This is a genomic window from Pseudomonas sp. EA_65y_Pfl2_P78 (genome assembly GCF_963970495.1).
Lineage (GTDB): Bacteria > Pseudomonadota > Gammaproteobacteria > Pseudomonadales > Pseudomonadaceae > Aquipseudomonas > Aquipseudomonas baetica_A.
The window spans coordinates 114,431-136,691 of record NZ_CAXAON010000005.1 but is presented as its reverse complement, the minus strand read 5'-3'; the positions used below and the strand labels follow the sequence as shown (position 1 = coordinate 136,691).

Genomic DNA, 22,261 nt, shown 5'->3' with positions numbered 1-22,261 from the left:
GATCAGCCAGAGACACCAGTTAAGCACCGGCCCATCGTCGAACAAAGTGTCATAGCCGCCGAACTGGCGGCGCTTTTACCCTGTCAGCAGCACAATACCCATCGCTCCAGCGCCGACTGCAGATCTTCGAATTTCACCGGTTTGTTGAGGTAATCAATCGACGCGTCCGTGGCACAAGGCTCTCGATCAGCGCTCAACGCCAACATGAATACCGGCAGATGGGCACAGCCCGGCAAAGCGTGAATCTGGCAGCATAGCGAAACACCTTCGTGGCTGGGCAGTTGGCAATCGATCAGCACCGCGTCGAAGCTTTCACGCTGCAACAAGTCCAGCGCCACTGCAACGTTGTCGGCGGTACGCACGCGAAAACCGAGTTTGAGCAACATGCCGCGCATCACCAGTTGATTGACGCTGTTGTCATCCACCAACATCACCGTGCAGTCCTGCGGTGCGCGGATGCAATCGCGCAAAGGCGTGGGGGCAAGGGCAGGCTCGACCACCGGCAACTCGAACTCGACATCCAACTGGAAGCGACTGCCACTTCCGGGTTCAGAACGGTGGGTGAGCGTGCCGCCGAGCAATTCGACCAATTGCCGACAGATCGCCAGACCCACGCCCAATCCTCCATATTCGCGGGTCATCGAACCGTCGAGCTGGAAGAAACGCTGATACAGCGTCGCCTCGCCCAGATCGGTGAAGCCGATGCCGGTGTCGATCACCGCAAACGACAACGCCAGACGATTGTCCGTCGACGGCTTGCCGGTCACGCGCAGCGCCAGCCCGCCAACGCGGGTGAACTTGAGGGCGTTGTCCAGCAGGCATTCCAGGCATTGGGCCAGTTTCGCGCTGTCACCGTGCAGGCGGTCCGGCAGAGTCGGCAGAACATCGACCTTGAAGTCCAGCGACTTGCTCGCGGCATTACCGTCGAACTGCACACGCAATGCTTCAACCACACCGCGCAGGCTGAAACTGCCAGGGGTGGCCTTGAGCTTGCCGGCCTGCAATTCGGTGAGGGTAAGGATGCCATTGACCATGCGCATCATGTCCCGGGCAGAACCGGCGGCGGTCTGCTGGTATTGCTCAAGCTCGGGGTCAAGGTCGACGGTCTGCATCAGTTCCAGCGAGCCGATCACACCGTTCATCGGCGTGCGCAGTTCATGGGTCAGGGTCGCAAGGAATTCATCCTTGAGCTTGTTGCTGTGGGCCAGTTGCTGGTTGAGCACTTCAAGTTTCTGACCGGCGTCGTACAGCGTTTGCGCCTGCTGCTCGCGCATGGCGTTGATGCGATCCGCCAGTGCCAGCGACAACAGCGCCACTTCGATGGCCGAGCCGATCTGGCTGGCGTACATGGTCAGGAATACGTTCGGCAGCAAGCCCAGCACCATCAGCGTATTGATGACGCCGCCCAGCAGGAACGCCGACCAGGCAATGATGAAGTACCGCGCCACGCGCAAGCCGCGCCACCAGGCGAGAATCCCCGCCGCGAAAATCACCACGGTAAAGGTCAACGCCAGGGTCGTCGCCAGCCGCAGGGCCAGGGCGTAACTGGTCATCAGCGACAACCCGACCACCAATGCACCGAACGCGATCAGGGCGATCAGCAGGCGATCAAGCCAACGACTGTGGTTTTTGGTCTGCAAGAAGCTGCGGGCGAACTGGCTGCCGAACAGGCCGGCGCAACCGATAAAGAAGGGGGTGGAAGCGTTGGCCCACCACGGATTGTTCGGCCAGAAATACTCGACGGCGGCGCCGTTCACCGACAGTTGATAAAGACCGAACGAGGCAATGTAGAAGATGTAATAGAGGTAACTGGTGTCGCGCACACTGAGGTAGATGAACAGGTTGTAGACCAGCATCCCCAGCAACACACCATAAATGACGCCCAGCACATACAGGCGCACTGGCTGGTCTTCAAGGTACGCGGTGCTCGACCATAATGTCACGGGTGCCTGGATCGAGCCTTCACTGGCCAGGCGCAGGAACACGGTTTGTTGCTGATCGGGTTTGAAGGCGAGGTCAAACAGATAACTGTTCTGACGAATCTCGCGGCTGGCAAACGGCAGCGCATCGCCGGTCTGACGCACCAGGCGGTAGTCGCCCTTGGCATCGGGCAGATACAGGTCGAGATGGTCGAGTGGCGGATAAGCCAGTTCCAGCAACCAGGTGCGTTGTGCGGTCGGATTATTAGGACGGTAATGCAGGTCGATTTTCAGCCAGAACGCCGAACGCGAGTACCCGGCATTGAGCGTGGCTTTGTCGTTGGGTTTGAAATGGCCGGCAGCAGCCTGCGCGCGGACATCGGCAATGCTCGCCTGACCGCCCGGATCTTCGAACACTTGCAGTGACCGGCCCAGAGGGAGGCTCTGGGTAAACTCGTCGAATTCGACGGCGCTCGCCATGAGGGGCAAGCAGAACAGCAACATCAGCAAATAGCGCATTGAAGCCCCAGCGTGGCTCGTCCGGTTGTGTCAGGAAGCCCCCCCATTCCCTTTGAGTAGACGTAAAACCGGTATTACCTGTTATTGGTTTGGATCCAGCCTAGCATAGCCGTTGATGGCCATTGAGCACCATCGAAATTTTTCCTACAAAGGCTCTAGAACGGGCGTTTCAGAGCAAAGCAGCGAGCTAGAGCTGTTGAGTCGGTCAAGTTGTGACAATACGGTCGGGGTTCTATGCCCGGGCTATCGACAGGACACAACGGCACTGAACCGGAAAATCAGGTTTGGTGGTAAGCTCGCGCACCATGAATATCTACAGCTCACGCCCCGTTGTCCTCTGTCTCTCCGGCCACGACCCCAGTGGTGGCGCCGGCTTGCAGGCAGATATCGAAGCCCTGCTCGCGCAGGGTTGCCATGCGGCTCCGGCCGTCACCGCCCTGACCGTGCAAGACACCGTCAACGTCACTGACTTCCGCGTCCTCGACCGCGAGTGGGTGTTGGCCCAGGCCAATGCCGTGCTCAACGACTCCGACGTCGCTGCGGTCAAACTGGGCATGCTCGGTTCGCTGGAAATGGTCGACACCGTCGTCGAACTGCTTTCAGCGCATCCGCACTTGCCAGTGGTCTGCGACCCGGTGCTGCGCGCCGGCGGCGGCGGACGTCTGGGCAAGGACGAGGTCGGCTATGCGATGCGTGAACGTCTGCTGCCACTGTCGATCATTGCCACCCCCAACCTTCCCGAAGCCCGAATCCTCGCTGAACTGCCCGAAGGCACTGCCGACGAGTGCGCTGAAAAACTCTTGCCGTTCGTCAAAAACCTGCTGATCACCGGCGGCCACGGCGACGAAACTGAAATCCACAATCGCCTGTACAGCCGCGACGGCCTGCGTGAAACCTTTTATTGCCAGCGTCTGCCGGGTAGCTATCACGGTTCCGGTTGCACCCTCGCCAGCGCTCTGGCCGGTCGCCTGGCTCAGGGCGAAAACCTCGCCAGCGCTGTGCGCAGTGCACTGGATTACACCTGGCGCACCCTGCGCGACGCCGAACAACTGGGCAAAGGCCAGTTCGTGCCGCGTCGTCTGCCGCTGGATTTCTGCTCGTAACGTCGTGAGGTCTGCCTGATGAAACTACGTGGCCTGTATGCCATTACCGACAGCCAATTGCTGGCCGGGAAGTTTCTGTCCTACGTGGAGGCGGCGCTCGAAGGCGGCGTCACCCTGCTGCAATACCGCGACAAAAGCAGCGACGAGGCCCGCCGCCTGCGCGAAGCCGAAGCGCTGCGCGATCTGTGTGAGCGCTACAAAACGCAGTTGATCATCAACGATGACGCCGAACTGGCTGCGCGCCTCAACGTTGGCGTGCACTTGGGCCAGACCGACGGCCCACTGTCACCGACCCGCGCTCTGCTCGGCTCGAAAGCGATCATCGGCTCGACCTGCCACGCGCAGATCGAACTGGCCGAACAAGCCGCCAAAGAAGGCGCGAGCTACGTCGCCTTCGGCCGCTTCTTCAACTCCAACACCAAACCCGGCGCACCGACTTGTAGCCTCGATCTGCTCGATGACGCCCGTCGCCAACTGCATCTGCCGATCTGCGCGATCGGCGGCATCACCCTCGACAACGCCGCGCCGCTGGTGGCCCATGGTGTCGACCTGCTGGCCGTCGTCCACGGCCTGTTCGGCGCTGAAAGCACCGCCGAAGTGACCCGCCGCGCTCGCGCGTTCAACGAATTGTTCAAATCCTGAAGATTGAGAGCCCGATCATGTCTCGTTCCGAAACCCTGTTTGCCAACGCCCAGAAACACATTCCCGGTGGCGTCAACTCGCCAGTTCGTGCGTTCAAAAGCGTGGGCGGCACACCGCTGTTCTTCAAGCACGCCGAAGGCGCCTACGTTACCGACGAAGACGACAAGCGTTATGTCGATTACGTCGGTTCGTGGGGCCCGATGATCCTTGGCCACAGCCATCCAGACGTGCTCGACGCCGTGCGCAATCAACTGCAACACGGCCTGTCCTACGGTGCGCCAACCGCGATGGAAACCGAGATGGCCGACCTGGTCTGCTCGCTGGTGCCGTCGATGGACATGGTGCGCATGGTCAGCTCCGGCACCGAAGCGACCATGAGCGCCATCCGCCTGGCTCGCGGTTACACCGGTCGTGACAGCATCATCAAGTTCGAAGGCTGCTACCACGGTCACTCCGACAGCCTGCTGGTCAAGGCCGGTTCCGGCGCACTGACCCAAGGCGTGCCAAGTTCGGCCGGTGTGCCGGCGGCGTTCGCCAAACACACCCTGACCCTGCCCTTCAACGACATTGACGCCGTTGAAAAGATGCTCGCTGAAGTCGGCCAGGAAGTGGCCTGCATCATCGTCGAGCCCGTGGCCGGCAACATGAACTGCGTGCCGCCAGCACCGGGGTTCCTCGAAGGCTTGCGCTCGCTGTGCGACAAACATGGCGTGGTGCTGATTTTCGACGAAGTGATGACCGGTTTCCGCGTCGCCCTCGGCGGTGCTCAGGCGTACTACGGCGTCAATCCCGACCTGACCACGTTCGGCAAGATCATTGGCGGCGGCATGCCGGTCGGCTGCTTCGGTGGCAAACGTGAAATCATGGAGCGCATCGCGCCACTGGGCCCGGTGTATCAGGCCGGCACCTTGTCGGGCAATCCTCTGGCCATGGCCGCTGGCTTGACCACCCTGCGCCTGATCAGCCGTCCGGGTTTCCACGCCGAGCTGACCGACTACACCACGCGTCTGCTCGACGGTCTGCAACAACGCGCCGATGCCGCTGGCATTCCATTCGTGACCACCCAGGCGGGCGGCATGTTCGGCCTGTACTTCAGCGGCGCCGACGCCATCGTCACCTTTGAAGACGTGATGGCTAGCGACGCTGCACTGTTCGGTCGCTTCTTCCACCTGATGCTGGAGGGCGGCGTGTATCTGGCGCCGAGCGCATTCGAAGCCGGCTTCACGTCGATCGCCCATGGCGAAGCCGAGTTAAAACTGACGCTGGACGTTGCCGAACGCGCCTTCGCTGCGTTGAAGTAATTGCCGTACCGCTGACGTTGGCCATTGCCAGCGTCAGCCTTCACCTACATCCCCACGCTTTTTCCACGCCTCTGCCAAAAATCTTCCTGAAAGTGGGCGATATATTCCCCGCGCAGCAGAAAAACGAGTAAAGACTTTGTAAGGTTGGCCCTGCTTATTTCATAATGCGCGCTTATTGGATCCCTCGATGGGTCCGCGTGCCCTTCAGAGGTAAGTCGATTCCCATGAACCGCACCGGCCGCACCCTTGCCTTGGGCTGCCTGTTGCTCCTTCAGCCCCTGCTCGCGCATGCACAAGCAGGCGGCAACTCGTTGTTGATCCCGGCGATGGGTCGTTGCACCCTCAATACTCAGCCGCAAGACGTCACGCAGGCATTGGCTGCCTGCCAGAAAGCGGCGGATGAAGGGGATGCGCAAGCGCAATACGAGTTGGGCGAGTTCTACTACGACGGCAAGAATGCGCCGCGCGACCTCAATCAAGCCCTGAGCTATTTCGAAAAGGCCTCATTGCAAGGCCACGCCCAGGCGCAATTCAAGCTCGGCACCATGTTCTTCCACGGTGAAGGCGTGCAGGCCAACAACATTCAGGCGTACATCGTACTGAAGATGGCCGCGGTCAACGGCGCCGAAGAGGCGCTCGATACAGCCGACGAAGTCTCCGAAAAAATGTCCCGCGAAGATCTCGAAACCGCCACTCAGGTGCTCGGGCAAATTTTCCGTAAATACCTGATGGAACTGCAAAGCGCCGATGGGCGTACGCCGTTCTCGCCCCTTCCCTGAATTCTGTACGGATTTTTCTGGCCTCTTCGCGAGCAAGCCCGCTCCCACATGGGATCTTCTGAACACTGAAGATCAATTGTGGGAGCGACGGTGCGACGATTCGACTTGCTCGCGAATGAGGCGACTCGGTCCTGAGCCTTACTTCTCAGGCATCGGCATCGGAAACGGCATCACATTGCCGACCGCACCGCGGGCTTCGCTGATTTTCGGGGTGCCGAGGCGTTCGACTTCGTCGATGCGCACGATCGAATGCATCGGCACAAAGCTGCGCACAACGCCTTCAAACTGTGCCTTGAGCTTTTCTTCGCTCGGGTCGACGACCACTTGCGTGCGCTCGCCAAAGACGAACTCTTCCACTTCCAGGAAACCCCACAGATCACTTTGATAGATCTGCTTGGCGTACATTTCGAATACCTGGCCCTGATTGAGGAAAATCACCTTGTAGATTGGAGCTTCGCGTTTGGTCATGGCGGGCGGATAACATCGGGGATAAAAATGAGGGCGCAAACTATAGCATAGCCACCGGACGCACAGCGGTAGGAACCTGAGGGCTTGTTCCCTATAATGCGCGGTTCTTTGAATCACGTGACGATCAAAATCCATGGCCAAGAAGCTTTACATCGAAACCCACGGTTGCCAGATGAACGAGTACGACAGCTCGCGCATGGTCGATCTGCTGGGTGAACATCAGGCCCTGGAAGTCACCGCTCGCGCGGAAGACGCCGACGTGATTCTGCTCAACACCTGCTCGATCCGCGAGCGCGCCCAGGATCGGGTGTATTCGCAACTCGGCCGCTGGCGCGAATTGAAACTGGCCAACCCGGACATGGTAATCGCCGTCGGCGGTTGCGTGGCCAGCCAGGAAGGCGCGGCGATCCGCGATCGCGCGCCGTACGTCGACGTGGTGTTCGGCCCGCAGACCCTGCACCGCCTGCCGGAAATGATCGACGCGGCGCGCAGCAGCAAGCTGCCGCAAGTGGACGTCTCGTTCCCGGAAATCGAAAAATTCGACCACTTGCCCGAGCCGCGCATCGATGGCCCGAGCGCTTATGTGTCGGTGATGGAAGGCTGCAGCAAGTACTGCACGTTCTGCGTGGTGCCTTATACCCGCGGCGAAGAAGTCAGCCGCCCGTTCGATGACGTGATCGCCGAGATCATCCACCTGGCCGAAAACGGCGTGCGTGAAGTGACCCTGCTGGGCCAGAACGTCAACGGCTATCGCGGCACCACCCACGACGGGCGCCTGGCCGATCTCGCCGAACTGATCCGCGTAGTCGCGGCCGTCGACGGCATCGACCGCATTCGCTACACCACCTCGCATCCACTGGAGTTTTCCGACAGCCTGATCCAGGCCCACGCCGATGTGCCGGAACTGGTGAAGCACCTGCACTTGCCCGTGCAGTCGGGCTCGGACCGGATTCTGGCGGCAATGAAGCGTAACCATACGGCGCTGGAGTACAAATCGAAGCTGCGCAAACTGCGCGCTGCCGTGCCGGGGATCTGCATCAGTTCGGACTTCATCGTCGGCTTCCCCGGCGAGACCGAGAAAGATTTCGAACAGACCATGAAGCTGATTGCCGACGTTGGCTTCGACTTTTCCTACTCGTTCGTCTACAGCCAGCGCCCGGGCACCCCGGCTGCCGATCTGGCGGATGACACCCCGCAAGAGCTGAAGAAAGAACGCCTGGACGCGCTGCAACATCGTTTGAATCAGCAAGGTTTCGAAATCAGCCGACAAATGGTCGGTTCGATCCAGCGGATTCTGGTAACCGACTATTCGAAAAAAGACCCGGGCGAGTTGCAAGGGCGCACCGAGAATAATCGTATCGTCAACTTCCGCTGCGACAATCCAACGCTGATCGGTCAGTTCGCCGACGTGCACATCGACGCGGCGCAACCGCACTCGCTGCGCGGCTCGCTGATCCAGTAGCAACACATGTCCCTTGTGGGAGCGGGTTTGCTCGCGAAGACGTCGCTTCAGCCACTATCAACGTTGCTGACACACCGCTTTCGCGAGCAAGCCCGCTTCCACAAGGCCTGTGATTGACCTTGCGATATTTAAGAGCTTTCGCACCCACGCCACTGGCGTTATCCTTGATTTCATCCTAATTGCCCCAGGGCGGCTAAATACGACCTTGAACGCACCCATCGAACCACATCGTTTTATCCTCGAGCCCTTTGAGGCTCGCCGCTTCGCCAATCTGTGCGGGCAATTCGACGAGCATCTGCGCTTGATCGAACAGCGCCTGACCATCGAGATCCGCAACCGCGGAAACCAGTTCGAGCTGATCGGCGACCCCAAGCACACCACTTCTGCGGAAAACCTGCTGCGCCGCCTGTACCGGGAAACCAAAGGTACTGAGTTGTCGCCAGACATGGTGCACCTGTTCCTCCAGGAATCGGCCGTTGTAGAGCTGGACAACCACGCCCCCGCCGAAGCCTCCGTCGCCCTGCGCACCAAAAAAGGCATGATTCGCCCACGCGGCTTGAATCAACTGCGCTATGTGAAGGAAATCCTCGGCAACGACATCAACTTCGGCATCGGCCCGGCCGGTACCGGCAAGACCTATCTGGCCGTGGCCTGCGCTGTCGATGCTCTGGAACGCGAGCAGATCCGTCGCATCCTGCTGGTGCGTCCAGCGGTCGAAGCGGGTGAAAAACTCGGTTTCCTGCCCGGCGACCTGGCCCAGAAAATCGACCCATACCTGCGCCCGCTCTACGACGCGCTCTACGAAATGCTCGGTTTCGAATACGTGGCCAAGCTGATCGAGCGTCAGGTGATCGAAGTCGCGCCGCTGGCCTACATGCGCGGCCGTACGCTGAACAACAGCTTCATCATTCTTGACGAAAGCCAGAACACCACCGTCGAGCAGATGAAGATGTTCCTGACCCGTATCGGCTTTGGCTCCACAGCAGTGATCACCGGTGACATCACCCAGGTCGACTTGCCGCGCGGCACCAAATCCGGGCTGCACCATGTGATCGAAGTTCTCAAGGACGTGCCGGGCATCAGTTTCACGCACTTCCAGCCCAAGGACGTCGTGCGCCACCCATTGGTGCAGCGGATCGTCGAAGCCTACGAGCGCTTCGAAAGCCGCGCCGATGCACCCAAGGAAACTTCGCGCGATGCTTGAGCTAGACCTGCAAATCGCGACCGACGCGAACGCCCCGAGTGAAGCTGCGTTCCGCCAATGGTGCGAACTGGCCCTGCGCCAGCGCACCGCCGACTCGGAAATGACCATTCGCCTGGTCGACGAGGAAGAAGGCCGCGAGCTCAATCACACCTGGCGCCACAAGGACTACGCGACCAACGTCCTGTCGTTCCCCGCGGAAGTGCCCGACGAGTTTCTCGACATCCCGCTGCTCGGCGATCTGGTGATCTGCGTGGCGGTGGTCGAGCGCGAAGCTGCTGAACAGGGCAAGGAACTTAAGGCCCACTGGGCACATCTGGTCATTCACGGCTGCTTGCATCTGCTCGGTTACGACCATATAGATGACGAGGAAGCCGAAGAAATGGAAGCACTGGAACGCGAGTTGCTTGCTGAACTGGGCTACCCCGATCCGTACGCGGACGACGAACCCGAAACATCCCCTATCGTTACAACAAAGGATTCAGAGTAATCGCTATGAGCGAAGATCGATCGAGCAACGGGCAGAAGTCATGGCTGGGTAAACTGACCCAGGCTTTTGCCCACGAGCCGAAGAACCGCCAGGAGCTTTTAGAGCTGCTGCGCGATGCACATCAGAACAAACTGCTGGACAGCGAAGCGCTGGCCATCGTCGAAGGCGCCATTCAGGTGGCTGACCTGCAAGTACGCGACATCATGGTGCCGCGTTCGCAGATGATCAGCATCAAGGCGACCCAGACACCCCGCGAGTTCCTCCCGGCCGTGGTCGACTCGGCCCACTCGCGCTATCCGGTCATCGGCGAAAGCCATGACGACGTGATGGGCGTGCTGCTGGCCAAGGACTTGCTGCCGCTGATCCTCAAGGAAAATGGCGACAGCTTCAACATCAAGGATCTGCTGCGCCCGGCCACCTTCGTGCCGGAGTCCAAACGACTGAACGTGCTGCTGCGTGAATTCCGCGCCAACCACAACCACATGGCCATCGTCATCGACGAGTACGGCGGTGTGGCGGGTCTGGTGACCATCGAAGACGTGCTCGAACAAATCGTCGGCGACATCGAAGACGAGCACGACGTCGAAGAAGACAGCTACATCAAGCCGCTGCCAAGTGGCGATTTCCTGATCAAGGCCCTGACGCCGATCGAGAACTTCAACGAGTTCTTCGACAGCGAATTCTCCGACGATGAGTTCGACACCGTCGGCGGTCTGGTGATGAGCGCGTTCGGGCACTTGCCAAAACGCAACGAAATCACTGAAATCGGCGCCTATCGTTTCCGCATCCTGAACGCCGACAGCCGTCGGATTCACTTGCTGCGACTCACGCCAATCGCACGTTAATTCTAAGGACTGAAATGCGCTGGACAACCCGCCCCGGCTGGCCCGGTAACCTGCTGGCCGTGGCGGCCGGTGCAATCACCACGTTAGCGCTGGCACCGTTCAACATCTGGCCGCTGGCATTGCTGGCGGTCGGCCTGTTCTATGCCGGGCTGCGCGAGCTGAGCCCCCGCCAGGCACTGGGACGTGGCTGGTGCTTCGGTTTCGGCCTGTTCGGCGCCGGCACCAGTTGGATCTACTACAGCATCCACCACTTCGGCGGCGCTTCGGTGTTGCTGGCTGGTTTCCTGATGCTGCTGTTCACCGCCGCCATTGCCTGGTTCTTTGCTTTGCCCGCCTGGCTTTGGGCGCGCTGGCTTCGCCGTAATGAGGCGCCATTGGCCGACGCCTTGGCGTTCGCCGCGTTATGGGTCGGCCAGGAAGCGTTTCGCGGCTGGTTCCTCACCGGTTTTCCATGGCTGTATTCCGGTTACAGCCAACTCGACGGCCCGTTGGCCGGACTCGCACCGGTGGGTGGCATGTGGCTGGTGTCGTTCGTTCTGGCACTCACCGCTGCACTGATCTACAACGCCCCACGCCTGATCAAATCCGGCCGCAAGGGTTTTGTCGCGGCCGGCCTGCTGTTGCTGGTTGGGCCGTGGGTGGCAGGTATTGCGCTCAAGGGCCATGCCTGGACCAGCCCGTCGGGCGCGCCGTTGAGCGTCGCGGCGATCCAGGGCAACGTCGAACAAAGCATGAAATGGGACCCGGCACAGCTCAACGCACAATTGGCGCTGTACCGCGACTTGAGCTTGCGTTCCAAACCGGTGGACCTGCTGATCTGGCCGGAAACCGCCGTGCCGGTGCTCAAGGAGTCCGCCGAGGGCTACCTGAACATGATGGGCACTTTTGCCGCCGAGCGTAAATCGGCGCTGATCACCGGCGTGCCGATTCGCAAAACGGTTCGTCACGAAAAGCGCTTCTTCAATGGCATCACCGTGGTCGGCGAAGGCGATGGCACTTACCTGAAACAGAAACTGGTGCCGTTCGGCGAATACGTGCCGTTGCAGGACATTCTGCGCGGGCTGATCGCTTTCTTCGATCTGCCGATGTCCGATTTTGCTCGCGGCCCGGCCGATCAGCCACTGTTGCAGGCCAAGGGTTATCAGATCGCACCGTTCATCTGCTATGAAGTGGTGTATCCGGAGTTTGCCGCCAGCCTGTCGGCCCGCAGCGATCTGCTGCTGACGATCAGCAACGACACCTGGTTCGGAACGTCGATTGGTCCGCTGCAACACTTGCAGATGGCACAGATGCGCGCACTGGAGGCCGGACGCTGGATGATCCGTGCGACCAACAACGGCGTGACCGGTTTGATCAACCCGTTCGGGCAGATCACCGAACAGATTCCGCAGTTCGAGCAGGGCGTTTTGTACGGTGAGGTGGTACCGATGCACAATCTGACGCCGTATCTGCGATGGCGTTCGTGGCCGTTGATCATTGTCTGCTTGCTGCTGTTTGGCTGGGCACTGATGGCGAGCCGGATGTCAAAAACCCTTTAAAAGCTTCGCGAGCAAGCCCGCTCCCACATTTGAAATGCATTCCAAATGTGGGAGCGGGCTTGCTCGCGAAGAGGCCATTAGCAACACTCAATCAATCGGCGACTGCTTCACTCCGGTAAAACAGTGAATACCCGACCTGCCCCACCGCCTCATTCAACAACTGGCCGCTCTGCCAGATCGACTTGAATTCCGGCATCCAGCCGCCCAGCGGCCTCGCGTTGTCCGTGCCCAGGAACCCGACCGGTGCCGGCACTACTTCAAATCCCGCCTTCTCGAAACTCCAGACCGAGCGCGGCATGTGCCAGGCCTGTGTCACCACGACCACGCGCTTGATCCCCTGCGGCAGCAGCATATCGGCGGTGAACTTAGCGTTTTCCCAGGTCGTACGGCTCGCCCCCTCTTGCCAACGCACAGTCACGCCGAAGTCATCACGCAACGAGTCCGCCATCAATTTCGCCTCCGTCGGCGGCGTACCGTAATGCAGACCGCCACTGGTCAGGATCGGCAAACCCGATGCCTTGGCCAGTCGCGCCGCGTAGCGCTGACGTTCAAGCCCCACGCCGGTCGGCTGATCCGCGCCCCAGGCCAGATCGCCGCGCTCACGGCCCGAACCCAATACCACAATCGCATCGGCCCGCTGTGCCAGCGTCGCCCACTCGTCCCGGGCCAGCGGTGGCTCACGCTCAAGCGCCTTGGCGCCCCACTGCACGACCACCGGCAGGCTCATCAACCAGAACCCGCCAAAACCGATGGCGAAACACAATCCGGCCAGACGCGGACGGGAGCGGCGCAACCACCACGCCGCCAGCAACAGCAATAATAAAATGCCGGGCGGCAATAGAAGTTGTTTGATGAAATAACGAAAAGGCATCGGGCATCTCCAAAGATGCCCGAAGCGTAAGAGTGTTAATAATGCGTGACAACCGATAGGTGGGATCCTGTTGAAAAAGATCCGTTTTTTGACCTGCCATGCGCTTACTTGGCCTGCAAAGAGCGAACCTTGACGGATTCTCTGCCGGGCGCCCGGTCCTTAAGCCAGATGACCTTGGCGGAATGCGTTGCATCGAGCTGCTTCACTGCCTGCGACAAGCATCCGTGCGTTTCACGTTCGCTGCGATCCAGATAAGCCTTGACCAGTTTGAACTCGGCGGGGCTCAAGTCACGCAATTCCAGTTCCAGGGGGCGCTCATCGCGCAGCCGGCCAGCGGTTTTTGCAGCGTCCAGAGCCATGCCCAGACGATCCATCAACCGTTCGTACAACTCGGGTTTCGTAACGTTTTTTTGCTGTGACTCCACCATCCCTCACCTCATTGACAATAAGACTCACTCCCCAGTTAGAGCTTAGCTTCGCTGCACAAACCGGCTGTACGCCGCGACCAACGGCCCTCGCCATGGATTGACCGGGCCAAACAGCTGTAATCAGGGTTTCCCTAGGCCAAGCGCGGTCATGTATGCTACGGCGCTTCCTGTCATTCCACTTCCAGCTCGTCCGGGCCATCCCGAATGCCGCGTTGAAGAGGATTAGGCCACCCCTATCCAGTACAAAAGTAGCCATGCACGAACAATATCAGCCCCGTGAGATCGAAGCCGCCGCCCAGTCGTTCTGGGATGAGCAAAAGTCCTTTGAAGTCAGTGAACAGCCAGGCAAGGAGACTTACTACTGCCTGTCGATGTTCCCTTACCCCAGCGGCAAGCTACACATGGGGCACGTGCGCAACTACACCATCGGCGACGTGATCTCCCGCTACCAGCGCATGCAAGGCAAGAACGTTCTGCAACCGATGGGTTGGGACGCCTTCGGCATGCCGGCGGAAAACGCCGCGATGAAGAACAACGTGGCCCCGGCCAAGTGGACCTACGAAAACATCGCCTACATGAAGTCCCAGCTGCGCAGCCTGGGCCTGGCGGTGGACTGGTCCCGCGAGGTCACTACCTGCAAGCCGGATTACTACCGCTGGGAACAATGGCTGTTCACTCGCCTGTTCGAAAAAGGCGTGATCTACCGTAAAAACGGCACCGTGAACTGGGACCCGGTCGACCAGACCGTTCTGGCCAACGAACAGGTCATCGACGGTCGCGGCTGGCGTTCCGGCGCGCTGATCGAAAAGCGCGAAATCCCGATGTACTACTTCAAGATCACCGCGTACGCGGATGAGCTGCTGGAGAGCCTCGACGAACTGACTGGCTGGCCGGAACAGGTCAAGACCATGCAGCGCAACTGGATCGGCAAATCCCGCGGCATGGAAGTGCAGTTCCCGTACAACGTCGACTCCATCGGCGAAGCCGGCACGCTCAAAGTCTTCACCACCCGTCCGGACACCCTGATGGGCGCGACCTACGTCGCCGTGGCTGCCGAGCATCATCTGGCCACTCTGGCTGCGCAGAACAACCCAGCGCTGCAAGCGTTCATCGCCGAATGCAAGGGCGGCAGCGTCGCTGAAGCCGACGTCGCCACTCAAGAGAAAAAAGGCCTGCCGACCGGCCTGTTCGTCGAGCACCCGCTGACTGGCGAAAAACTGCCGGTATGGGTCGCCAACTATGTGCTGATGCACTACGGCGACGGTGCGGTCATGGCGGTGCCGGCTCACGACGAGCGTGATTTCGAGTTCGCCCACAAGTACAACCTGCCGATCAAATCGGTCGTGCGTACCAGCTCCGGCGAGACCAACCCGGCCCCGTGGCAAGACGCCTACGGCGAGCACGGCACCCTGATCAATTCCGGCGAATTCGATGGCCTGGACTTCGCTGGCGCGTTCGACGCCATGGAAGTGGCCCTGATCAAGAAAGAGCTCGGCGCCTCGCGCACCCAGTTCCGCCTGCGCGACTGGGGCATCAGCCGTCAGCGCTACTGGGGCTGCCCGATCCCGATCATCCACTGCGATGCGTGCGGTGACGTACCGGTACCGGAAGATCAACTGCCTGTCGTCCTGCCGGAAGACGTGGTGCCGGACGGCGCTGGTTCGCCACTGGCGCGCATGCCCGAGTTTTACGAGTGCACCTGCCCGAAATGCGGCCAGCCTGCCAAGCGTGAAACCGACACCATGGACACCTTCGTCGAGTCGTCGTGGTACTACGCCCGTTACGCTTCGCCGCACTTTGAAGGTGGCCTGGTCGAAAAATCCGCAGCCGACCACTGGCTGCCGGTGGATCAGTACATCGGCGGCATCGAACACGCCATCCTGCACCTGCTCTACGCGCGCTTCTTCCACAAGCTGATGCGTGACGAAGGTCTGGTGAGCTCCAACGAGCCGTTCAAGAACCTGCTGACCCAGGGCATGGTGATCGCCGAGACTTACTACCGCCGCGAAGCCAATGGCGCTTACACCTGGTTCAATCCGGCGGACGTCGAACTCGAACGTGACAGCAAAGCCAAGGTCATCAGCGCCAAGCTCAAATCCGACGGCCTGCCGGTGGAAATCGGCGGCACCGAGAAGATGGCCAAGTCCAAGAACAACGGCGTCGACCCACAGTCGATGATCGATCAGTTCGGCGCAGATACCTGCCGCCTGTTCATGATGTTCGCCTCGCCGCCTGACATGAGCGCTGAATGGTCCGACTCCGGCGTAGAGGGTTCGCACCGCTTCCTCAAGCGCGTCTGGCGTCTGGCTCAAGCCCACGTTACTCAGGGCCTGCCGGGCAAACTGGACATCGCCAACCTGAACGACGAGCAGAAAGCCGTTCGCCGTGCGATCCACCTGGCCATCAAACAGGCCAGCCACGACGTTGGCCAGAACCACAAATTCAACACCGCCATCGCTCAAGTGATGACGCTGATGAACGTGCTGGAAAAAGCCGCGCAAGGCACCGAACAGGATCGCGCACTGATTCACGAAGGCCTGGAAGCCGTCACACTGCTGCTGGCTCCGATCACGCCGCACATCAGCCATGAGTTGTGGAATCAGCTGGGTCACGCTGACGCCGTGATCGACGCTGGCTGGCCGGCGGTGGATGACAGCGCGCTGGTACAGGACAGCCTGCAACTGGTCATTCAAGTGAACGGCAAGCTGCGTGGCCAGATCGACATGCCGGCCAGCGCAACCCGTGAAGAAGTCGAAGCGGCAGCGCGCGCCAACGAAAACGTGCTGCGTTTTGTCGACGGCCTGACTATTCGTAAAGTGATCGTAGTGCCCGGGAAACTGGTCAATATTGTCGCCAGCTAATTGGATCGGGCGTCAGGTTCGCCTGGCGCCGAGTAAAACCTTTCGGGCCGCACGGTCGGCCCACCTGGTTTCAAGGGGAGCAACACAATGATCAAACGCAATCTGCTGGTGATGGGCCTCGCCGTCCTGTTGAGCGCCTGTGGTTTCCAGCTGCGCGGTACCGGCACCAACGAACTGGCGATCAAGGAACTCGACCTGAGTGCCCGCAACGCCTACGGCGATACCGTCACGCAACTGCGTCAGGTACTGGAGTCCAGCGGCGTCAAGGTTTACAGCGGCGCGCCGTACAAGCTCTATCTGGCTGACGAGCAGGAAAGCCAGCGCATCCTCAGCTACGCCGGTGCCGGTCGTACGGGCGAGTATCAGGTCAGCACTGTCCTGAGCTACGACATCCGTGGTGACAAAAACCTTTCGCTGCTGAGCGACAAGCTTGAAGTGCAGAAAGTGTTCATTCACGACGGCAACAACCTCGTCGGCTCCGATCAGGAAGCCAACGACGCCCGTCGCGAGACCCGTCGCGAACTGGTTCAGCGCATGATGCTGCGCCTGCAACAGCTGACTCCGGACCAACTGCAGCAACTGCAGCAAGCCGCCAATGACCGGGCCAAGGCAGAAGCCGACGCGCTCGAAGCGGCGCAAAAGGCTGAAGCGCAGACCCCGCGTCAGTCGCCGCTCGAAGTACCGCAGCAGTAAGACGTTCGGGGCGCTCAGGCGCCCCGTTCGACCGATCTTATGAAGCTCGCTCCCGCTCAACTCAGCAAACACCTGCAGGGCTCCCTTGCGCCGGTCTACATCATCAGCGGCGATGACCCGCTGCTGTGTCAGGAAGCCGCCGATGCCATCCGCCGTGCTGCCCGCCAACAAGGTTTTGACGAACGTCAGGTATTTTCCGCCGACGCCAATTTCGATTGGGGCACGTTGTTGCAGGCCGGTGCCAGCATGTCGTTGTTCGCTGAAAAGCGCCTGCTGGAACTGCGCCTGCCGTCGGGCAAACCCGGTGACAAGGGCGCGGCTGCGTTCATCGAATACTGCTCGCGTCCCGCTGAAGACACCGTGCTGCTGATCAGCCTGCCCAAGCTCGATGGCAGCGCGCAGAAGACCAAGTGGGGCAAGGCGCTGGTCGAAGGCCAGCAGACCCAGTTCATTCAGATATGGCCAGTGGATGCCAATCAACTGCCGAGCTGGATTCGTCAGCGCCTGTCTCAGGCCGGATTGTCGGCCAGCCAGGACGCCGTCGAACTGATTGCCGCACGCGTGGAGGGCAACTTGCTCGCCGCCGCGCAGGAAATCGAAAAGCTCAAACTGATGGCCGAAGGTGGGCAAATCACCGTCGAAACGGTGCAAGCCGCTGTCGCGGACAGTGCCCGCTTCGACGTGTTTGGCTTGACCGACGCCGTGCTCAACGGCGAACCGGCTCACGCCTTGCGCATGCTCGAAGGGCTGCGCGGTGAAGGTGTCGAACCGCCCGTGATTCTCTGGGCATTGGCGCGAGAGCTGCGCCTGCTGGCCAATATCTCGCTGCAGTACAGCCAGGGCACGCCGCTGGACAAGTGCTTCAGCCAGGCGAAACCGCCGGTCTGGGACAAGCGCAAACCCTTGATGAGCAAAGCCCTGCAACGCTACTCGGCGCAACGCTGGGCGCAGTTGTTGCTCGAAGCCCAGCGCATCGATGCGCAGATCAAGGGCCAGGCTGCCGGGTCGCCGTGGATGAGCCTGAGCCGATTGGCGTTGTTGATGGCCGGTCAGCGCCTTTCGTTGCCTGCCGAGTAAGTCGTTCAACCGCACAACGGCCCTTCGCGAGCAAGACCGCTCCCACACTTGACTGCATTCTCATAGCGCGAATTCGGTCGAATGTGGGAGCGGGCTTGCTCGCGAAAGCATCAGAACATTCCTACACAACAGAGACTGGACAGACGTCCAACATCGGCAGATTATTCGCCCCGCAACACCCACCCACCGAGAGATCCGTCATGAGCAAAAAGCCATCGAAACATGGCCCGAACAAGGCCAAATCCATTATCGCCCAACCCCTGTTCCGCAGCCGCCAGGAACGACCAACCAAGGGGAAAGGCAGCTACCGCCGCGAAGCCTTCCAGTCTGACAGCTGGGAGGCTTCTTACTTTCTGGCTGCTTGAAACGGATAATCAATTCACCGCCTGATCTTGCGCCTGAAACGCAAACGTCACTCTATCGGCCAGCGTTGCCGGCATTGTTACTTTGATAATAGGCAGCGTTTCACCAGTGAGCTCTTTGAATCGGCGCTGATCCCTCTGGACTTCCGCCAAGCCCGATGTGTTTCCGACAATCACGTAAAAGAACGCCTCAATTGGCAAGACTTTCGCCTGCCCCTTTGCCCATGTCGTCATTTTCACGTCATTGGGTATGTCAAAAGCTCTTGGCGTCACCAGACGTCCTGCCTGCATCCCCTTTACAAAATTGGGGCCCGCCAGCGTATTAGCCGAATCTCTGACATCAAAACTGCATACACCTGCCCTGTTGTGACTAGGAACAGCATGCTTGTTGTAATTCTCTGCCCATTTTTCAGGGGTATTGATGCCTTGGGCAGCGCAGGCAACGGTTGAGGGATAGCCGGAAATCCCGCCACAACCCCGATCACTACGATGATCAGAATCCCCGTCCACGGGAAAGAAGCACAGAACTTCAATCTTGAGTTTGCCTGACGGTGTTTTCAAAACAGGATAGAAAATCAGTCCTTTCTTGTAATTCATGGCCAGTCTTTTCATTTTGTAGTCTGAGCGGACAAACGAAAATGAGGTACCTCCCACCCTTTCAGCGGTGGGGCTAGGATCCCAGACATCAAAGCCGGCTGCAGTGGCCGTTCCACGCAGCAAAATACCACTGCAAAGAAAGGCAGGTCTGGAGTCCACACCATCACATCGAAGAGTGGTGGTATCGCTATAACGCCTCGTCAATTCGGAGGCTACTTCCGGGCCGCTGGTGGCTAACGCTGTAGCAGTCTGTACGCCCAGCTGAGTTTGAACAGGCTCCTGCGAAGGGCCTTTTACAGAGCACCCTGCCAGCAAAAGAAACAGCAGTAAAAGCGCTTTACCTTTCATATGAAATTCCTCGTCAACGTGCGTCAAGAGGCAGTGATCGAGAAATTCAAACCACCACAATCCTGCCGGCATGGGCTATTGAATCGAGGAAAAACACTGCTGAATAGCTGATAGAAATGACAGTTGCGCCCCGCTAATTCAGGGCATATGGTGAGTAGCCGGCTAAATAGACCTCGTCCAAATACCTGACCGATAACCGCTTCATTCCGCAGGCATGTTAAGGTCTGCACCTGATTCGTATCCCCTGGAACTGTGCATGCCCTTCAGTCTTTCCCGTCGTTGGCCCGTTCGCCAATTGATCGCCGCCACAAGCTTCATCCTGCTTGTCGCCTGCGCGGAAAAACCCACCGCCGCCGACGCCCAACCTCTTCAAGCCGCCCCTGTCGCCACGGCCCCAGCGATCATCCCGCCGGTAGTGCCGTCCGCCGACCCTCTCGATCTTCAGCCGACCCAGACCTTTGCCGAATGGCAGGCCGGTTTCCGCAAGGATGCGCTGGCCGCCGGGATCCGCGCCGATCTGTTTGATCGCGCGTTTGCCAATGTCAGCTTCGACGCCAGCGTTATTCGCGCCGACCGCAGTCAGCCGGAGTTCTCACGCCCCGTATGGGAATACCTGGACGGCGCGCTGTCGCCGCTGCGAGTGCGCAAAGGCCAAGCGCTGATCAACCAGTACGCCGACATTCTGCAAAGCATCGAACAGCGTTATGGCGTGGATCGTCAGGCGCTGGTGTCGGTGTGGGGGATGGAAAGCAACTTCGGTCAGTTCCAGGGCAGCAAGTCGGTCATCAATTCGTTGGCCACCCTCGCTTACGAAGGCCGTCGGCCGGGCTTTGCCCATGCGCAATTGATCGCCGCCCTGCAGATTCTGCAACAGGGTGATATCACGCCAGAGAAAATGCTCGGTTCATGGGCTGGCGCGATGGGACAGACCCAGTTCATCCCGACCACCTACAACACCCACGCCGTGGATTTCGACGGTGACGGTCGCCGCGACATCTGGGGTAGTCCGGCCGACGCGCTGGCCTCGACTGCACATTACCTGCAAAGCTCCGGCTGGCAGCGCGGCCAACCTTGGGGCTTCGAAGTACAACTCCCAGGCAGCTTCAATTACACGCTCGCTGACGGTGCCATTCGCAAAAGCGTGGCTGAGTGGCGTCAACTGGGCGTGATCATGCCCAATGGTGGTCAAGTGCCCGCAGGTACCGAACAACTGTCTGCCGCCCTGCTGCTGCCGGCCGGCTATCGTGGCCCGGCATTCCTGATCCTCGATAACTTCCGGGCGATCCTCAAGTACAACAACTCGTCGTCCTATGCACTGGCGGTCAGCCTGTTGTCGGAGCGCTTCAGTGGTGGCGGTTTGATCAACGGCACCTGGCCAAAAGATGATCTGCCATTGAGCCGTACCGAGCGGGTTGAGCTGCAAAGCTTGCTGAGTGCGCGCAATTACGATGCCGGTACGGCGGACGGGATCATCGGCGCCAATACCCGCAAGGCGATCCGCAGTGCGCAGCAGGCATTTGGCTGGCCGGCGGACGGGTATCCGACGCACAAGCTGCTTGAGAGCCTTCGTACCCAGTAGTCAGATTTTCGCAAGGCGCATATCGCTTTCGCGAGCAAGCCCGCTCCCACACTTGACTGCATTCTCATAGCGCGAATTCGGTCGAATGTGGGAGCGGGCTTTCTCGCGAAGGCTGATTGACTGGCGGTGCTTATCTACCGACGGACAACCACATCCTGCTCCAGCATCAGTTCTTTTTTCCCCGCATCCAGCCGCACCAAAGCCCCCATCGGTAGCGTCAGGTTCGGATCACAATGCCCGCTGCGCCATCCCGACAACACCGGTATCCGCAATGGTTCGAACGTCTGCTTGAGCAAGCGGTTCAACGCGTCGGTATCCACCCCCGCGACATCTCCGACCAGCACACCGCGCAATTTGGCCAGCTTGCCGGCCAGGCGCATCTGCGTGAGCAAGCGGTCGATGCGATACAGCGGTTCGTTGACGTCCTCGATCAGCAGAATCACCCCTTCTACATCGATTTCGTAAGGTGTGCCCAGCGTCGAGGCAATCATCGCCAGATTGCCGCCGAGTAAACGCCCGTGAGCGATGCCGGGTTCGACGGTGGTCAATGGATAGGCCACCGGGTGGCCCAGTACGCTGCCCACCTTCAACTGACCGCGCAGCATGGCGAAGAATGAGGTGACGGTCGGCGGCTCCTTGTCGCCCAGCAGATCGGCATTGAGCAACGGCCCGTGAAAGGTCACGAACCCGGCGTAGCGGCTGATCGCCAGATGCAGTGCGGTGATGTCGCTGTAGCCGACAAACGGCTTGGCATGACGGCCCAACAGGTCGAAATCAATCCGGTCCAGCAGGCGCGGTGTACCGTAGCCGCCGCGCAAGCAGATGATCGCGTCGACTTCAGGATCGGCGAAAGCGGCGTGCAGGTCGTTGAGGCGCACGTCATCGCTGCCGGCCAGATAGCCGTCCTTCTCGTAGACACCGGGAAATACTTTCAGCGCATAGCCGCGGGCACGCATCCACTGCACAGCCTTGTCAGTGTCCAGTGCGCCGGGGCCGGCAGGGGCAATCACGCCAATCAGCCCTTCGGATGGCAGCGCCGGTACGGGTTTATGCGGAAAAAGGGTGTGGGTCGGTCGAACGGTCATCCATGGTCTCCCTGTGAACTCATACACACAGTAGTCAGGTACAAAGACAAACAAAAGAGTGCGCGGCAGGCCCAAACAAAAATACCCGCCGAG

20 protein-coding genes are annotated in these 22,261 nt (G+C 59.9%); 14 read left to right on the top strand and 6 right to left on the bottom strand.

What is annotated here, in order from left to right:
• Nucleotides 1-83: 83 nt before the first annotated feature.
• On the bottom strand, nt 84-2,438 hold the full coding sequence (locus tag AACY02_RS07310; RefSeq protein ID WP_339431365.1) for a 7TM diverse intracellular signaling domain-containing protein: 2,355 nt from the start codon (nt 2,436-2,438) through the stop codon (nt 84-86).
• 305 nt (nt 2,439-2,743) lie between these two features.
• On the opposite strand from AACY02_RS07310, the gene AACY02_RS07305 reads away from it, so the two are divergent.
• From AACY02_RS07305 to AACY02_RS07290, 4 genes are all read left to right on the top strand, one after another.
• On the top strand, nt 2,744-3,541 hold the full coding sequence (locus AACY02_RS07305) for a hydroxymethylpyrimidine/phosphomethylpyrimidine kinase (RefSeq protein ID WP_339431364.1): 798 nt from the start codon (nt 2,744-2,746) through the stop codon (nt 3,539-3,541).
• 18 nt (nt 3,542-3,559) lie between these two features.
• Complete coding sequence (gene thiE / locus AACY02_RS07300) at nt 3,560-4,183, top strand: thiamine phosphate synthase (RefSeq protein ID WP_339431363.1); 624 nt, start codon at nt 3,560-3,562, stop codon at nt 4,181-4,183.
• A 17-nt stretch (nt 4,184-4,200) separates the two neighbouring features.
• Nucleotides 4,201-5,484 carry a glutamate-1-semialdehyde 2,1-aminomutase gene (gene hemL, locus AACY02_RS07295; protein WP_339431362.1) on the top strand — a complete coding sequence of 428 codons (1,284 nt, stop codon included), beginning with the start codon at nt 4,201-4,203 and terminating at the stop codon, nt 5,482-5,484.
• 224 nt (nt 5,485-5,708) lie between these two features.
• Nucleotides 5,709-6,263 (top strand): tetratricopeptide repeat protein, encoded by a 555-nt coding sequence (locus AACY02_RS07290; protein ID WP_042561233.1) that lies wholly within the window; start codon nt 5,709-5,711, stop codon nt 6,261-6,263.
• Between the two features lie 138 nt (nt 6,264-6,401).
• On the opposite strand, the gene AACY02_RS07285 is transcribed toward AACY02_RS07290, so the two are convergent.
• Nucleotides 6,402-6,731 (bottom strand): DUF1820 family protein, encoded by a 330-nt coding sequence (locus AACY02_RS07285; protein WP_003185742.1) that lies wholly within the window; start codon nt 6,729-6,731, stop codon nt 6,402-6,404.
• Nucleotides 6,732-6,864: 133 nt separating this feature from the next.
• Between AACY02_RS07285 and miaB the strand changes: the two genes are divergently transcribed.
• From miaB to lnt, 5 genes are all read left to right on the top strand, one after another.
• On the top strand, nt 6,865-8,193 hold the full coding sequence (miaB, locus tag AACY02_RS07280; protein ID WP_339431361.1) for a tRNA (N6-isopentenyl adenosine(37)-C2)-methylthiotransferase MiaB: 1,329 nt from the start codon (nt 6,865-6,867) through the stop codon (nt 8,191-8,193).
• 205 nt (nt 8,194-8,398) lie between these two features.
• Nucleotides 8,399-9,397: a PhoH family protein gene (locus tag AACY02_RS07275; protein ID WP_339431360.1), complete on the top strand. Its 999-nt coding sequence runs from the start codon at nt 8,399-8,401 to the stop codon at nt 9,395-9,397.
• On the top strand, nt 9,390-9,884 hold the full coding sequence (gene ybeY / locus AACY02_RS07270) for an rRNA maturation RNase YbeY (RefSeq protein WP_339431359.1): 495 nt from the start codon (nt 9,390-9,392) through the stop codon (nt 9,882-9,884). The genes AACY02_RS07275 and ybeY overlap by 8 nt, the downstream gene beginning before the upstream one ends.
• Nucleotides 9,885-9,889: 5 nt before the next feature.
• Nucleotides 9,890-10,729, top strand: coding sequence for an HlyC/CorC family transporter (locus AACY02_RS07265; protein ID WP_007909641.1), 840 nt, complete (start codon nt 9,890-9,892; stop codon nt 10,727-10,729).
• Nucleotides 10,730-10,743: 14 nt separating this feature from the next.
• Nucleotides 10,744-12,267: an apolipoprotein N-acyltransferase gene (gene lnt, locus AACY02_RS07260; RefSeq protein ID WP_339431358.1), complete on the top strand. Its 1,524-nt coding sequence runs from the start codon at nt 10,744-10,746 to the stop codon at nt 12,265-12,267.
• A gap of 91 nt (nt 12,268-12,358) precedes the next feature.
• On the opposite strand, the gene AACY02_RS07255 is transcribed toward lnt, so the two are convergent.
• Together AACY02_RS07255 and AACY02_RS07250 are read right to left on the bottom strand one after the other, a co-directional pair.
• Entirely contained in the window at nt 12,359-13,138 is a 780-nt protein-coding gene (locus tag AACY02_RS07255) for a YdcF family protein (protein ID WP_339431357.1), read from the bottom strand.
• A gap of 104 nt (nt 13,139-13,242) precedes the next feature.
• Nucleotides 13,243-13,566: a hypothetical protein gene (locus AACY02_RS07250; RefSeq protein WP_339431356.1), complete on the bottom strand. Its 324-nt coding sequence runs from the start codon at nt 13,564-13,566 to the stop codon at nt 13,243-13,245.
• 254 nt (nt 13,567-13,820) lie between these two features.
• Here AACY02_RS07250 and leuS point away from each other — a divergent pair, with 254 nt between their 5' ends.
• The 4 genes from leuS to arfA all read left to right on the top strand — a co-directional run bounded on the left by leuS (nt 13,821) and on the right by arfA (nt 18,562).
• Nucleotides 13,821-16,427, top strand: coding sequence for a leucine--tRNA ligase (gene leuS, locus AACY02_RS07245; RefSeq protein ID WP_339431355.1), 2,607 nt, complete (start codon nt 13,821-13,823; stop codon nt 16,425-16,427).
• Between the two features lie 87 nt (nt 16,428-16,514).
• Nucleotides 16,515-17,120, top strand: coding sequence for an LPS-assembly lipoprotein LptE (locus AACY02_RS07240; RefSeq protein ID WP_221730181.1), 606 nt, complete (start codon nt 16,515-16,517; stop codon nt 17,118-17,120).
• 39 nt (nt 17,121-17,159) lie between these two features.
• Nucleotides 17,160-18,197: a DNA polymerase III subunit delta gene (gene holA, locus AACY02_RS07235; RefSeq protein WP_339431354.1), complete on the top strand. Its 1,038-nt coding sequence runs from the start codon at nt 17,160-17,162 to the stop codon at nt 18,195-18,197.
• A 200-nt stretch (nt 18,198-18,397) separates the two neighbouring features.
• A complete protein-coding gene (gene arfA / locus AACY02_RS07230; protein ID WP_003228536.1) occupies nt 18,398-18,562 on the top strand; it encodes an alternative ribosome rescue factor ArfA in 165 nt (54 codons plus the stop codon).
• Between the two features lie 9 nt (nt 18,563-18,571).
• On the opposite strand, the gene AACY02_RS07225 is transcribed toward arfA, so the two are convergent.
• On the bottom strand, nt 18,572-19,504 hold the full coding sequence (locus AACY02_RS07225; protein ID WP_339431353.1) for a hypothetical protein: 933 nt from the start codon (nt 19,502-19,504) through the stop codon (nt 18,572-18,574).
• A gap of 256 nt (nt 19,505-19,760) precedes the next feature.
• Between AACY02_RS07225 and AACY02_RS07220 the strand changes: the two genes are divergently transcribed.
• A complete protein-coding gene (locus AACY02_RS07220; RefSeq protein ID WP_339431352.1) occupies nt 19,761-21,083 on the top strand; it encodes a lytic murein transglycosylase in 1,323 nt (440 codons plus the stop codon).
• 134 nt (nt 21,084-21,217) lie between these two features.
• Here the strand turns inward: AACY02_RS07220 and AACY02_RS07215 are convergent, their stop codons facing one another.
• Complete coding sequence (locus AACY02_RS07215; protein WP_339431351.1) at nt 21,218-22,168, bottom strand: S66 peptidase family protein; 951 nt, start codon at nt 22,166-22,168, stop codon at nt 21,218-21,220.
• Between the last annotated feature and the right edge of the window lie 93 nt (nt 22,169-22,261).